The organism is Rugosibacter aromaticivorans, from assembly GCF_000934545.1.
Taxonomy (GTDB): Bacteria; Pseudomonadota; Gammaproteobacteria; order Burkholderiales; family Rhodocyclaceae; genus Rugosibacter; species Rugosibacter aromaticivorans.
In genome coordinates, this window is the sequence record NZ_CP010554.1 from 832,263 (window position 1) to 846,693 (window position 14,431).

At 51.5% G+C, this 14,431-nt stretch carries 10 protein-coding genes; 6 read left to right on the forward strand and 4 right to left on the reverse strand.

The window, feature by feature from the left end:
* Window positions 1-23 precede the first annotated feature (23 nt).
* The 6 genes from PG1C_RS04280 to PG1C_RS04305 all read left to right on the forward strand — a co-directional run bounded on the left by PG1C_RS04280 (window position 24) and on the right by PG1C_RS04305 (window position 7,946).
* Complete coding sequence (locus PG1C_RS04280; RefSeq protein ID WP_284431808.1) at window positions 24-2,873, forward strand: 2-oxoglutarate dehydrogenase E1 component; 2,850 nt, start codon at window positions 24-26, stop codon at window positions 2,871-2,873.
* A gap of 11 nt (window positions 2,874-2,884) precedes the next feature.
* On the forward strand, window positions 2,885-4,147 hold the full coding sequence (gene odhB, locus PG1C_RS04285; RefSeq protein ID WP_202636166.1) for a 2-oxoglutarate dehydrogenase complex dihydrolipoyllysine-residue succinyltransferase: 1,263 nt from the start codon (window positions 2,885-2,887) through the stop codon (window positions 4,145-4,147).
* A gap of 80 nt (window positions 4,148-4,227) precedes the next feature.
* On the forward strand, window positions 4,228-5,652 hold the full coding sequence (gene lpdA / locus PG1C_RS04290; RefSeq protein ID WP_202636167.1) for a dihydrolipoyl dehydrogenase: 1,425 nt from the start codon (window positions 4,228-4,230) through the stop codon (window positions 5,650-5,652).
* Between the two features lie 127 nt (window positions 5,653-5,779).
* Window positions 5,780-6,925 (forward strand): cell division protein ZapE, encoded by a 1,146-nt coding sequence (gene zapE / locus PG1C_RS04295; protein WP_202636168.1) that lies wholly within the window; start codon window positions 5,780-5,782, stop codon window positions 6,923-6,925.
* Between the two features lie 69 nt (window positions 6,926-6,994).
* A complete protein-coding gene (locus PG1C_RS04300; protein WP_202636169.1) occupies window positions 6,995-7,489 on the forward strand; it encodes a peroxiredoxin in 495 nt (164 codons plus the stop codon).
* Window positions 7,476-7,946 (forward strand): FKBP-type peptidyl-prolyl cis-trans isomerase, encoded by a 471-nt coding sequence (locus tag PG1C_RS04305; protein ID WP_202636170.1) that lies wholly within the window; start codon window positions 7,476-7,478, stop codon window positions 7,944-7,946. The genes PG1C_RS04300 and PG1C_RS04305 overlap by 14 nt, the downstream gene beginning before the upstream one ends.
* Window positions 7,947-8,055: 109 nt before the next feature.
* Here the strand turns inward: PG1C_RS04305 and PG1C_RS04310 are convergent, their stop codons facing one another.
* From PG1C_RS04310 to PG1C_RS04325, 4 genes are read right to left on the reverse strand one after another with little or no spacing between them, the layout of a single operon-like run.
* On the reverse strand, window positions 8,056-9,516 hold the full coding sequence (locus PG1C_RS04310) for an efflux transporter outer membrane subunit (protein WP_202636171.1): 1,461 nt from the start codon (window positions 9,514-9,516) through the stop codon (window positions 8,056-8,058).
* Window positions 9,506-12,634 (reverse strand): efflux RND transporter permease subunit, encoded by a 3,129-nt coding sequence (locus tag PG1C_RS04315; protein ID WP_202636172.1) that lies wholly within the window; start codon window positions 12,632-12,634, stop codon window positions 9,506-9,508. The genes PG1C_RS04310 and PG1C_RS04315 overlap by 11 nt, the downstream gene beginning before the upstream one ends.
* Window positions 12,635-12,637: 3 nt before the next feature.
* Entirely contained in the window at window positions 12,638-13,807 is a 1,170-nt protein-coding gene (locus PG1C_RS04320; protein ID WP_202636173.1) for an efflux RND transporter periplasmic adaptor subunit, read from the reverse strand.
* A 52-nt stretch (window positions 13,808-13,859) separates the two neighbouring features.
* Window positions 13,860-14,426 (reverse strand): YceI family protein, encoded by a 567-nt coding sequence (locus PG1C_RS04325; protein WP_202636924.1) that lies wholly within the window; start codon window positions 14,424-14,426, stop codon window positions 13,860-13,862.
* Between the last annotated feature and the right edge of the window lie 5 nt (window positions 14,427-14,431).

Sequence of the window (14,431 nt, forward strand, 5' to 3'; positions counted from 1 at the left end):
CGAATGAAAAAGGTGATGCCATGATGAAGCAGATGCTGTCCAACTCCTATTTATTTGGCGCCAACACGCCTTATATCGAAGAGTTGTATGACGCTTACCTTGCCAACCCTGCGTCGGTTGATCCCGCTTGGCGAGACTACTTCGATAAGCTGTCCATCCTGCCCGGTGCTGGAAGTTATACCGGGCCGGATGTGGCGCATTATCCTGTCATTGCTTCGTTTGCCCAGCGAGCTAAAGAAGGCACACTGCAATCACCCACGCGGGCAATTGTCGCCGACGACAAACAGGTAAAGGTATTGCAACTGATTAATGCATACCGCTTCCTGGGGAATCGTTGGGCGCAAATTGACCCGCTAAAGCGGAGTGAGCGCCCAGCAATCGCTGAGCTGGAACCTTCGCATTACGGCTTTACTGAAGCGGACTTGGGGCAAAGTTTTAAAACCGGCTCTTTCGCCGCCTTGCCGGATACGGCTACCTTGCGCGAAATTCTTGAAGCACTGCGCGAGACCTATTGCGGAACCATTGGTTCTGAATACATGTACATGGCGGATATTCAGCAAAAACGCTGGATACAGGCGAGGCTAGAACCTATTCGTGCCACGCCCTCTCATACAGCAGAAGAAAAGAAGCGGTTTCTTGAGCGCGTGACCGCTGCCGAGACGCTTGAACGTTACTTGCATACCCGCTATGTGGGCCAAAAGCGCTTTTCGCTTGAAGGCGGTGAATCGGCCATTTTGGCGATGGATGAGTTGATCCGCGTTGGCGGTAGCCATGGTATTCAAGAGATTGTGATTGGTATGGCGCATCGTGGCCGATTGAATGTTCTAGTGAATACTCTCGGCAAATCGCCCAAAATGTTGTTTGATGAGTTTGAGGGCAAGAAAGCGTCCGATCTCTCGGCCGGTGACGTCAAATACCATATGGGTTTTTCGTCGGACCTCGCAACGCCGGGCGGCCCGGTTCACCTCACGCTCGCCTTTAATCCCTCCCACCTTGAAATTGTGAATCCAGTAGTCGAAGGCTCGGTGTATGCACGTCAGCGGCGTCGCGGCGATAAGACAGGATCACAAGTATTAGCTGTGCTGATTCACGGCGATGCAGCGGTGGCAGGTCAAGGCGTGAATCAGGAAATTCTGAATTTTTCCGCCACGCGTGGTTATGGCACGGGTGGCACCGTGCATATTGTGGTCAATAATCAGATTGGGTTTACCACGTCTGACATTCGGGATTATCGCTCCTCGCTATATTGCACGGATATTTTCAAAATGATCGAGGCGCCAATTTTCCATGTCAACGGAGACGACCCAGAGGCGGTTGCTTTTGTCACTAAACTGGCAATGGAATACCGGCAAGAATTCAAGCGGGATGTGGTGATTGACCTGGTTTGCTTCCGTAAGCTTGGCCATAACGAGCAAGATGAGCCCATGGTGACGCAACCGCTGATGTACAAAAAAATCAGTCAGCACCCCGGCACTCGCCAACTGTATGCCGACAAGCTGGTAGCGCAGGGAATATGCTCAGCAGGTGAGCCTGAGCAGGTCATCGCGGATTATCGTGCAGCTCTTGACCGGGGGGAGTTGCTTTACAACCCGGTGCTGGAAAATTATGCACATAAATTTTTAATTGACTGGACGCCTTTTATCGGTCAGCCTTATACCGATAAATGTAATACCACCGTGCCGATAGCCGATTTGAAAAATCTCGCCAAACAAATCACGACCATTCCCGATAATTTCACGCTTCATTCGCGTGTGCAAAAGATTATTGATGATCGACGCTCGATGGGGGAAGGAAAGCTTCCGCTGGACTGGGGGATGGCCGAAAATCTGGCTTACGCTACGCTCCTGGTGCAAGGTTTTGGTGTGCGCGTTTCTGGTGAAGATACCGGGCGGGGTACTTTTTTCCATCGGCATGCCGTTTTGCACGATCAGAATCGTGAAAAATGGGACGATGGCATCTACATGCCCTTGCAGAATCTGGGCAATAAGCAAGCGCCCTTTGTGGTGATTGATTCGGTACTCTCGGAAGAGGGTGTCATGGCGTTCGATTACGGTTATTCCACCGCCGAACCCAATGAGCTGGTTATCTGGGAAGGCCAGTTTGGTGACTTTGCCAATGGTGCGCAGGTTGTCATTGATCAATTCATATCGTCTGGTGAAGCCAAGTGGGGGCGATTGTCTGGATTTACCCTGATGCTACCCCACGGCTATGAAGGGCAAGGTCCAGAGCACTCTTCTGCGCGGATCGAACGATTCATGAGTTTGTCAGCAGAAAACAATTGGCAGGTGTGTATTCCCACCACGCCAGCACAGATTTTTCATTTACTCCGCCGACAAATGTTGCGCAAACTGCGCAAACCCTTGGTCATTATCACGCCTAAATCGCTGCTGCGGCATAAGGATGCGGTGTCGTCACTGAATGAACTTTCCAAAGGGAAGTTCCAGACAGTTATTGGCGAAACCGAAGATCTGGACGCCAAGAAAGTGACGCGTGTCGTCATGTGTTCTGGCAAGATCTATTATGAATTGATGGCGCATCGTCGCGAACAGAAAATCATGAACACTGCGATTATTCGGCTGGAACAACCCTACCCATTTCCTGAAGCCGAGCTCAATGCTGAGTTGGCAAAGTGGCCAAAAGCCAAAGAGGTGGTGTGGTGTCAGGAAGAGCCCCGCAATCAAGGCTGCTGGTACTGGCTCGCTTCGCGTCATCATCTGGTCAATGCCATAGATCAAGCCGCGTTATTTTTGGTGAGTCGCCCGGCCTCGGCTTCCCCCGCTGCTGGTTATTATGCCAAGCACAACGCGCAACAAAAGGCAGTCATTGAGGGCGCATTTAGCGTACTCAAGACGCGCAGTAATTCAATGGAGTGAGTGAGGAAAATATGCTGATCGAAGTCAAAGTCCCCCAGTTATCTGAGTCTGTCGCTGAGGCGACACTTTCTGCATGGCATGTCAAAGAAGGCGAAGCGGTTAGCCGTGATCAAAATCTGATTGATATTGAAACCGATAAAGTCGTGCTTGAGCTGCCGGCTCCTTCGGCCGGTGTGATAGTCAAGATTATCAAAGGCAATGGCGCAACGGTTGTTGCCGGCGAGGTGATTGCGCAACTCGACACGGACGCAACAGTGGGCCCGTTGACCACGTCAGCGGCAACCCCAGAACCTGTAGTGCAGACGAGCGCTGCTGTAGCGGCTAGTTCGGCTATCCCGGCTTCAGCAGCGCCGATGGCCATGCCTTCTGCGCGCAAGATCATGGATGAAAAAGGCCTGACAGCGACCGATGTCCAGGGGAGTGGGCGTGGCGGCCGCATCCTTAAAGAAGATGTTTCTGGTGTGCCAAAAGTAGCGGCTCCTGTTGCTACTGCCGTATCACCAGCGCCGACTTTTTCAGCACAGTCTGCCTTGCCACAGCCCATCGCAGTTAATACGGATGTGATTACTGCGAATCGCTCCGAGCAACGTGTGCCGATGTCGCGATTACGCGTGCGGGTGGCTGAGCGTCTGCTTCAATCGCAAGCAACCAATGCCATTTTGACGACCTTTAATGAAGTCAACATGGCACCAGTGATTGAGCTACGTAAAAAGTATCAGGAGAAATTCGAAAAAGAGCATGGCGTCAAACTTGGCTTCATGTCATTTTTTGTCAAGGCGGCTGTAGCGGCACTGAAAAAATATCCTGTTATCAATGCGTCAGTCGATGGCAATGACATTGTCTATCACGGCTATTTTGACATCGGCATTGCGGTCGGCTCCTCCCGTGGTTTGGTCGTGCCGATTTTGCGCGATGCTGATCAGATGAGCCTGGCCCAGATTGAAAAGAAAATTGCTGAATTTGGCCAAAAAGCAAAAGATGGCAAGCTTTCACTGGAAGAGTTAACGGGTGGTACATTCTCGATTTCTAATGGAGGCATTTTTGGTTCGATGCTCTCCACACCGATCATCAATCCGCCACAATCCGCCATTCTGGGTATTCATGCGACCAAAGACCGCGCTGTTGTTGAAAATGGTCAGGTTGTTGTCCGCCCGATCAATTATCTGGCAATGTCGTACGACCACCGCATCATTGACGGCCGTGAAGCGGTGCTCGGCTTGGTGACCATCAAAGAAGCACTGGAAGATCCCGCACGTCTTCTGCTCGATATATAAATGTTTAGCGCGATTTGGTGGTGCTGAACATTGGCACTGAAAATTAGTGCTGAAAATGACTGATCCGGAAAGGTTGTCTCATGTCCAAACAATTTGATGTTGTCGTTATTGGGGGCGGGCCTGGCGGCTACGTGGCCGCTATTCGTGCTGCCCAGTTAGGGCTATCTACGGCATGCATTGAATCCGAATCGTATGCCGATCCGAAAGGGGCGGTCAGGTTGGGCGGAACTTGCCTGAATGTAGGCTGTATTCCTTCCAAAGCGCTATTGCAATCATCCGAACTGTTCGAGCAGGCAACCCATGCTTTCATTATGCATGGCATTTCTGCTGGCAATGTGAAGATGGATGTGGCCACCATGGTCAAGCGAAAAGATAACATCGTCGATCAGCTCACGAGTGGTATTAAGGGACTGTTCAAGAAAAATAAAGTCACTTTGTTGGCTGGTCACGGAAAATTTGCGGGCCGCGAAAATGACCGCTGGCAAGTTGATGTCAGTGGCGAAATAGTTGAAGCCACGCATGTCATTGTGGCAACTGGATCGCAGGCACGCCATCTGCCAGGAATTCCCGTTGATAACAAAATCATCTGCGACAACGTGGGTGCGCTGTCTTTTGACACAGCGCCCAGACGGCTGGGCGTGATCGGTGCGGGGGTTATTGGTCTAGAGTTGGGTTCTGTATGGAAAAGACTGGGTGCTGAAGTCACCATCCTTGAAGCGATGCCGGATTTTCTGGTGTCAGCTGATGCGGCAGTTGCCAAAGAAGCATGGAAAACATTTACGCAAAAGCAGGGCTTGTCGATTCATTTGGGCGCAAAAATTACCAAAGTTGATGTCAGCAAGAAAGGCGTCACGGTGGCTTATGAGCTTGGCGATGAGGCAAAAGTGCTGGAATGTGATCGATTGATTGTTTCAGTGGGCCGCATTCCTACAACCCATAGTATCGGGGCAGAAACCGTCGATTTGGCGATGACCGAGCGTGGCTTTATTGCAGTTGATGCCCATTGCCACACCAATTTGCCCAACGTTTGGGCGGTGGGTGATGTCGTGCCCGGCCCCATGCTTGCCCACAAAAGCATGGAAGAAGGCGTGATGGTGGCTGAATGTATCGCTGGTCAAAAAGGACATGTCAATTATGACGTTATCCCGTGGGTGATCTATACCCATCCGGAAATTGCCTGGGTTGGTAAAACGGAACAACAGTTAAAGAATGAAGGTGTTGAGTATCGTGTCGGACAGATACCTTTTACCGCCAATGGTCGTGCACTGGGGCAGGGAGACACCACCGGATTTGTCAAAATGCTGGCCTGCGCAAAAACAGACCGTGTTCTCGGCGTGCATATTATTGGTAACAACGCTTCAGAACTTATTGCAGAAGCGGTGGTCGCCATGGAATTTAACGCATCATCGGAAGATATTGCCCGTATTTGCCATGCCCACCCCACCTTATCCGAAACGATGCACGAGTCGGCATTGGCTGTTGATAAACGCGCGCTGCATTTTTAGCCATTGTTTCTTGAGGTTGCTTGGCAGAAAATCATTTATCTCATTCGGATATTGAGGTGTGGATTCGCCAGCCAGGTGTGTGATGCTTACCCTAGCTGCTGTATTAATTTTGTATTAGTTAGCACCCATGCCCTATCAAATTCTTAACGTTGCCAAAGATGGCGTGCGCAGGGCATTCAATGCAGCGCTTGTCGAGCGCAATATCGTTGCTGATGCTGAACAACTTGCGGCTGTGGAACGGTTGCAAGTGTTTTATGACGAATTGCTGGCCCTGAAAGCTGCGCGGCGTAACCGGCTGCGCAAGCTATTTATTCACCCTGAGTTGCCGCGCGGTGTCTGGTTTTGGGGCGGGGTAGGGCGAGGTAAAAGCTTTCTCATGGATTGTTTTTTTGATGCAGTTCCCTACCAGAGAAAACGGCGCGTGCATTTTCATGCGTTCATGCGCGAAGTGCATAAGTCACTCAAGGCTTATCATTCCGAAAGCGATCCACTGGCAAAAGTAGCCGCCGACATTGCGCGAGAAACTCGTCTGATGTGCTTTGATGAGTTTCATGTATCAGATATTGCCGATGCCATGATTCTTGGCCGGTTGATGAAAGCCCTGTTTGATGGCGGTGTTGTTTTTTGCATTACCTCCAATTACCCACCCGATGGCCTTTATCCGAATGGGCTGCAAAGACAAAATTTTTTACCGACGATACAGCTACTGAACCAAACGCTCGATGTGCTGAAAATTGATGCCGGTATTGATTACCGCTTACGCACGCTGGAACAGGCAGACATCTTTTTGACCGGCGACCCAGCCGCAGCGAATAACGCTTTACATCAGATATTTCATCAGTTGGCGGGCGGGGAAGGAGATACACAAGCCATCACCCTGGTTAACCGAGAGTTACCTGTGGTGCGCCGGGCGCAGGGCATCATCTGGTTTGATTTTGCAACACTCTGCGAAGGGCCGCGTTCGCAAAATGACTACTTGGCGCTGGCTGACGAATATCACACCCTGGTACTTTCGAACGTGCCGAAAATGACCCTTGACGACTCAAGTGCGGCGCGACGATTTACCTGGTTGGTTGACGTGCTTTATGATCATCGTGTGAAGCTGATTATCAGCGCAGAATGCACTGCCGAGGCGCTGTACACACAAGGCTCGCAAGCGAGCGAATTTGTGCGTACAGTCAGCCGTTTGATTGAAATGCGCTCACACGAATATTTGGCAAGCGCGCATAAGTCAGCGGTTGAATTAACATCGGCTGAGAAAAGCGCCACGTAAAAATAGCACTTGATTTACTTGGTACATGCTCGGTTAGAATAAGTCGACCTTACCCGGAAGGGAAACCGAATGCTGCACACTGGAGACACTGCACCCAATTTCCTGTTGCCCGATGCGGACATGGCGTGGGTCGACTCTCGCTCGGTGTATGGACAGCACCATGCCGTGTTGTTTTTCTACCCTCGTGACAATACGCCCAACTGCATTATTGAAGCCGCTGATTTTTCTGACTATGAAAGTGAGTTTGCCAAATTAGGCTGCAAGATCTTCGGCGTTTCACGCGATGATTGTTATTCGCACGCAAATTTTCGTGATCTGCATGGCTTGTCCGTTCCACTACTTTCTGATGAAAAAGGCGAGGTGTGCAGTCAATTTGGCGTCAGCCAATACCGCGAGCGTGACGGCCACAAAAAACTTTGTATCATTCGCTCTACGTTTATTGTCGACAAAAACGGCATTGTTCAGCACGCACTTTACGATGTGCAGCCCAAAGGGCACGCCGCCACGGTTTATCAACTTGTTCAACGTCTAAATGGTAAAGGAAAGCCTCATGCAAATCGCTAGAAACAGCGTCGTCACTCTTAAATATACGGTTAAAGATCCGGATGGCAATCTGATTGATGCGGGTAATACGCCGCTCGTCTATTTGCATGGCGGTTATGGCGGTATTTTTGACCGAATTGAAGAGGTAATTCAGGGCAAAGTTGCTGGCGATAGTGTTGAAGTCAAGTTGCAACCTGAAGATGCCTTTGGTGAGTATGACGCTGAACTCATCATCATCGAGCCACGTAACCTGTTCCCAGATAATATCGAAATGGGCACTCAGTTTGAACGTGGTGACGAAGATGAACGCCTATACACGATTACCGATATTACGGAAGATAAAGTGGTTGTCGATGGTAATCATCCGCTCGCTGGTATGGCGCTGATTTTTTCTTGCACCGTGGCGGATGTACGTGCTGCAACGACGGAAGAAATTTCCCATGGCCATGTCCATGGAGCGCACGGCCACCACCATTAACTCCTGCAGAAGTGGCCAGGGAAGCATCCCCTAAGCGCAGGTACTTCCCTGGCGGAAACGATAGCCGTACCTGAGCAGGATATTTGATGCGCAGGTGAAATCGGCCTGATTAGCTGTTTTTCCCTATGCCTGACTCACCCGAAGGTGCATCTCCGCCGAGTGCCTTATAGAGCTGGGCAGCGGCGGTGAGCATTGCACGACGCACCTGGATTGCGCTTTGTTGAGCGTTGAATGCATCGCGTTGCGCATCCAGTAACTCAAGGTAGCTGGACACCCCCGCGCGGTAACGTGCATCGACGAGTTTTAAGCGCTCAGTTTGAGATTTTTCAGTGGCGTTTAATGCATTGAGCTGCTCAGTCAGTTGATCACGTGCAGCGAGGGCGTCGGCCACTTCGCGAAAGGCTTGCTGAATGGTTTTTTCATAATCAGCAACGGCTATTACTTTGCGCGCCTCTGCCAGGCTAGCGTTTGCTTGCGTGCGCCCGGAATCAAACAACGGCTGCACCAAGGACGGTGCAAAACTCCAAGCACCGGTGCCAGCGTCAAACAAGCCGGAGAAGGTTCGACTGGCCGTACCGAAGGCCAGGCTCAAACCGATACGGGGTAAAAATGCGGCACGTGCTGCGCCGATATTGGCATTCGCCGCAAGCAGACGTTGCTCGGCTGAACGTACATCTGGACGACGCAGCAAAACATCACTTGGTACTGACACAGGCAGCGCAGGCAATTCGCCTTGGTCGATCAGGGGGCGACTTGGGGGCAAGTCTTGCGTTACTGTGCCCACTAATAACGCAAGTGCATTGCTCGCTACGCGTTGGCTACGCTCGAGATTGGCGAGTTCTGCACGGGCTGATTCATAGGCTGCGTCGGCTGCTAGAAAATCAAGATCACCCGCCAGCCCGACATCGCGCCGTTTGCCAATGAGTCGACGACTGTCTGCACGACTATCCATCGTGGCATGCGCTAAGAGACGCCGCTCATCGAGTTCTTGTAGTGAGTAATAAGCGTTGGCTACATCAGCGATCAAACTCAAGCGAAACGCCTCGCGGGCTTCGGCTGTCGCAAGGAAGTTCGCGCGTGCGGCTGCATCAAGATTTTTTACTCGCCCCCAGAAATCGAGTTCAAAGGCCGTCATGCCTAAATTAACATCATATCGACGGTTTGTTTGGGCCTGCAGGGTAGGGGACAACTGGCCAGGAATACGTGCAGCTGACTGTGCCGCGCCAAGATTCACTGTGGGCAAACGATCCGCATGCGTGATGCCATACAGTGCCTGCGCTTCTTCTACGCGAGCGATGGCAATGCGCATGTCACGGTTGTGTTCCAGTGCCGCTTCAATCAAGCGCTGCAAACGAGGATCAGTAAAAAAGCTACGCCAACTCACAAGTTGTACTGCTGTGGCGCCTGACGGTTCATGAGCCGCCGTATTCCCAGCGCCGACTTTTTCAGAGGACGGCCATTGTGCAGGTACCGGGAGTTCTGGCCGGTGATAGGCTGGCGCAAAAGAACAACCTGCGGAACAACCTGCGAGCGTGAGGGTGGCCACCCAAGCGCATAGTTTATGCATCATGTGGCTCCTTGTGGGTTAGTGTCTTCCCGGTGAAAATACGCCGTACGACTACGAAGAAAATAGGCACAAAGAAAACTGCAAAGAGGGTCGCAGCAAACATGCCACCAATTACGCCTGTGCCAATGGCATGGCGACTTTCAGCACCTGCACCGGTTGATATTGCGAGCGGGAAAACTCCTGCAATAAACGCAATGGAGGTCATCAAAATAGGCCGGAAGCGCAAGCGGCAAGCTTCGAGCGTGGCGTCAATCAACCCCATGCCATCATCTTGGAGCTTGCGTGCAAATTCGATAATGAGAATCGCGTTTTTGGATGAAAGACCAATAATCGCAATGAGCCCTACCTTGAAATAAACATCGTTAGGTAATCCTCGCAAGGTGACTGCGAGTACCGAGCCAAATATCCCGAGTGGCACTGCGAGCATGACAGCAAACGGGATTGACCAGCTTTCATAGAGCGCTGCAAGGCATAAAAAAACCGCCATCAATGAAACCGCGAATAGCAAAGGCGCTTGGGCACCCGCCAATTTTTCTTCAAATGCAATGCCGGACCATTCAAAGCCAATACCCGCGGGAAGCTTGGCTGCAATATTTTCCATGACGGAAAGTGCTTCACCGCTGCTCTGGCCAGGTGCAGAGCCGCCAGAGAGCTTCATCGCTGGCAAGCCATTAAACCGGTCAAGCTTGGGCGGCGCAACAATCCAGCGGGGCGTGACCAGTTCACTCAGCATGACCATGTCACCCTTATTGTTCCGTACCGGCAGGCTCAGGATCGTATCAACGGTCTTGCGCGTGTCGGCATCGGCTTGCATTTGCACGCGTAAGACACGGCCTTGCATAACAAAGTCATTGATATAGGCAACACCGAGGGCAGACTGCATGGTTTCATTCAGGTCCGTCATGCTAACGCCCAAAGTCTCTGTTTTTGTACGATCCACATCAAGAAAAAGTTGCGGCGCAGGTTCTTGGCCTTCGGGTCTTACCCCTGTCAAATGAGGATTCTGCGAAGCCATACCAAGCGCAATATTTCTGGCTTCCATTAACTTTTCGCGCCCAACGCCACCACGATCCTGTAAGCGGAAGTCAAATCCGCCGGCGGCAGCCAACTCAGGGATAGGTGGCGGATTGATGGTAAAAATCAGCGCTTGCTTGATTCTGAAAAATGCCATGTTAGCCTTGCGTATCAGTGCTTGCGCTGAACTATCACGCGAGCTTCGCTGATCCCAGTCTTTGAGTGTGATAAAGGCAAGCGCAGAGTTTTGGCCGCTGCCAGCAAATGAAAAACCAACCACGCCGACCACATGCGCAACTTCAGGTTGTTTCATGAAATACTGTTCAACGCTGGATAGGACGTCAACAGTTCGACTCGTCGTAGCCCCAGGAGGCAACTGGACAATGGTGACGAAATACCCTTGATCTTCTTCAGGAAGGAAGCTATCTGGCAAGCGACTAAACAGCCAACCGGCAGCGACAACGATGAGTGCGTACAGCATAAGGTAACGAGCCGTTTTTTTGACGAGCCGCGACACGCCCGATACATAACGTGTGGTGGTTCGGGTAAAAAAACGATTAAACCGCCCCAGAAAACCTCGCTCCATGACCGCAGCTTGGTTGGGATGTGCCTTGAGCAAAGTTGCACACAACGCGGGCGTCAGCGTCATGGCCATCAGTGCGGAAAACCCCATCGTTAAGACAAGAGTGACGGCAAACTGTCGATAGATGGCACCGGTTGAACCACCAAAAAAAGTCATCGGTAGAAATACAGCAGAAAGCACCACGGTAATTGCAATTACCGCGCTGGTAATTTGCCCCATGGCTTTTCTTGTTGCGTCGCGTGGCGCTAGATTTTCTGTAGTCATTAGCCGTTCGACATTTTCAATGACCACAATCGCGTCATCAACGACGATACCAATGGCCAGCACCATGGCAAAAAGGGTTAATACGTTAATTGAATAACCAAAGGCATACAGCCCCAACACGCCACCGAGAAGTGCAACAGGAACGACGATCGTCGGAATCAGCGTTGCGCGTAAGTTACCCATGAATAAATACATCACAAGAAACACGAGAAAAACAGCTTCGAACAACGTCGTCACCACTTCGCGTATCGAAATGGCAACGAATCGGGAGGTGTCATAAGGACTCAGCCAGTCAATCTTCCCCTTCGGGAAAAAGCGCGCGAGTTCTGTCATTTTGACCTTTGCTGCTTGCACGGTTTCCAGTGCATTGGCACCCGGGGATAAACGAATGGCAATGCCGGCATCAGCTTTACCATCGACTCTTGCCGATCGCGCATAGCTTTGCGCTGCCAGCTCAACCCGCGCAACATCTTTCAAGCGCAGGGTTGAACCATCCGGGTTGGTGCGTACAATAATGTTGCCAAATTCTTCGGGGGTAGCCAGACGGCCTCGTACCACAATAACCGCATTCAGTTCTTGCCCGGGCGCCGCTGGCAATTGACCCAGTTCGCCTGTGGCAATTTGTACATTCTGCGCGCGAACGGCACGGGTAATGTCGCCCGGAGTTAGGCGATAAGAAAACAGCTTGTCGGGTTTGAGCCAAATCCGCATGGAATACTCGGTACCAAACAGCAGGGCTTCGCCCACTCCGGGTACACGCCGTAGGGGTTCGAGCAGATTGGCTGACACATAGTTGCCAAGATCGGTCGAATCAAGACTGTTATCAGGTGAAATGATCGAAAAGAACATGACAAAGTTGCGCGCCGATTTAGTCACTGTCACGCCTAAACGACGCACATCATCAGGCAGCCGGGCTTCTACCCGCTTGATGCGGTTTTGTGCCTCTACAGAGGCATAGTTAAGGTCAGTTCCCGGGGAGAAGGTCAGAGTGACAGAGCCTGCGCCAACCTCAGAAGAAGACTCCATGTACAGCAGGTTTTCGATGCCGTTCATCTCCTGTTCAATCAGCGCAACGGCGGTTTCTTCGACAATTTGCGCGGAAGCACCAGGGTAATTGAGCGAGATGGTCAAGCCCGGGGGGGCTACGGCTGGGTATTGCGCCACAGGCAAGTTGCGCAGGGCGAGCGCTCCGCCAAGGCAGATGATGATGGCAATGACCCAGGCAAATACCGGACGATCGATGAAGAAACTAGGTAGCATGGATCAACCTGCTTTCTTGCCGCTAGGCATTTCAGATGGTGTTAGCTTGGCTGTACCCGGTGCTTGCCATGGTATTGCTTTGAAGGGAGCGCCCGGACGCAGTTTTTGAAAACCATTCAGGATGATTTTTTCGCCGCCTTTCAGGCCTTCGCTAATAATGAAATCGCCTTCAGCCATGCTGCCGGTTTTGACGGGTTGAGGCACTGCCTTACCATCTGACGTAAGGAGCAATACATACTGGCCTTGCGGCCCACTTTGCACAGCACGCTGCGGAACACGGATGACATTGTCTGCCACCGCCGAAGGAAAGCGAACCCGTGCAAACATGCCGGGTAGCAGCGTGCGATCTGGATTCGAAAATTGTGCCCGGACAGACACTGCGCCTGTGCTCGGATTGACAGCCAAATCAGAAAAAAGAATTTTTCCTGGTAGCGGATAAAGGCTGCCATCTTCAAGTAGGAGTTCGACCTTGGTCGATGCCGTACGTTTGAGTGTGCCGGACTTCACGGCCGCTTGCAGACGCAATAGTTCGCTGCCCGGTTGCGTGAACGTGACATAAATTGGGTCAATCTGTTCGATCGTGGCTAATGCTGTCGCTTCCCCACGGCCGACCAGCGCACCTTCTGTTACCAACGTACGTCCAATCCGCCCCGAAATGGGTGCGGGTACACGGGTATTTTCCATATCCAGCGCAGCACGTGCTAGTGTGGCTTGCGCCTGTTTGTAGCGGGCTTCAGCTGCATCCACTTCCTGCTGGCTGACGGCCTTGATTTCAACTAGCGGTTTATAGCGAGCCACGACTAGACGGGCTGCTTCCACATCAGCTTTTGCAGCATTAAGGGCGGCGGCATAGGTGCGTGGCTCAATCTGAAACAAAGTCGCGCCTTCTTTGACGTCAGAGCCTTCGGCAAACAACCTTTTTTCAACAATGCCTTCCACGCGTGCGCGCACCTGCGCTGTGCGCCAAGCCTCAAGTCGCCCTGGTAAATCCTGTGTCAGGGTAGCTGAACCCGGGGCGAGTGTAATGAACTCAACCTCCGCCGGTGGCATACCACCGCCCGGACCCCCGGCCGATGGGGGGGCGCCATTACCGGGTTTAGGCCCGCACCCGGTTAGACCGCTGAGTAAGCTAAAGAGCAAGATGGTGGTAGTTGAAACTTGGGTAATTCTCATGAGAACTTGTCCTTTGGTACGGGCGACAACATGGGGCAAATACGATTTTTGGTTATTCTTTAACGGCTTCCACTGGAATCGTTAGAGTGACTTCATCGCTGACATAGGGCGTGTGCTTGCCCATTGCAAAATCAGAACGTTTGATTTTGGTACTGGCATTGGCACCACAGGCTTCTTTTTTAAGTATCGGATGAGGCATGCAGTGAAATGAAGTGACATTCAGCTTTACCTTCTGGGTAATCCCTTTGATAGTGAGGTCTCCTGACACCGAGGTTAGTTTGTCGCCTTCAAACGTGAGCTGATCAGATTTGAAAGTGATGGTTGGGAATGTGGCTGTATCAAAAAAATCTGTGCCTTGGATGTGGGTGTCGAACAGGGCGTAGCCGGTATCTACTGATTTAGCATCGATGATCACATCAACACTGCCGGTTCCTGCGGCGCGATCCAGAGTGATTTTCCCCGTGGTTTTATTAAAACGCTGTACCTGAGTTGAATAGCCCAGATGACTGTATTCGAAACGAGGAAAGGTGTGCGAGCTTTCAATCACATAAGTTTCTGGCGCCGCGAACAAAGAGGAAGCAAAGCAACTAGCCAGTGCAAAAAAAGAAATTTTCTTCATCATGA

Coding starts and splice junctions, on each gene's coding strand:
- PG1C_RS04300 (WP_202636169.1), top strand. CDS start 6,995: ATGCTGCACACTGGAGACACTGCACCCAATTTCCTGTTGCCCGATGCG.
- PG1C_RS04315 (WP_202636172.1), bottom strand. CDS start 12,634: ATGCTACCTAGTTTCTTCATCGATCGTCCGGTATTTGCCTGGGTCATT.
- odhB (WP_202636166.1), top strand. CDS start 2,885: ATGCTGATCGAAGTCAAAGTCCCCCAGTTATCTGAGTCTGTCGCTGAG.
- PG1C_RS04320 (WP_202636173.1), bottom strand. CDS start 13,807: ATGAGAATTACCCAAGTTTCAACTACCACCATCTTGCTCTTTAGCTTA.
- PG1C_RS04325 (WP_202636924.1), bottom strand. CDS start 14,426: ATGAAGAAAATTTCTTTTTTTGCACTGGCTAGTTGCTTTGCTTCCTCT.
- PG1C_RS04280 (WP_284431808.1), top strand. CDS start 24: ATGAAGCAGATGCTGTCCAACTCCTATTTATTTGGCGCCAACACGCCT.
- PG1C_RS04305 (WP_202636170.1), top strand. CDS start 7,476: ATGCAAATCGCTAGAAACAGCGTCGTCACTCTTAAATATACGGTTAAA.
- lpdA (WP_202636167.1), top strand. CDS start 4,228: ATGTCCAAACAATTTGATGTTGTCGTTATTGGGGGCGGGCCTGGCGGC.
- PG1C_RS04310 (WP_202636171.1), bottom strand. CDS start 9,516: ATGATGCATAAACTATGCGCTTGGGTGGCCACCCTCACGCTCGCAGGT.
- zapE (WP_202636168.1), top strand. CDS start 5,780: ATGCCCTATCAAATTCTTAACGTTGCCAAAGATGGCGTGCGCAGGGCA.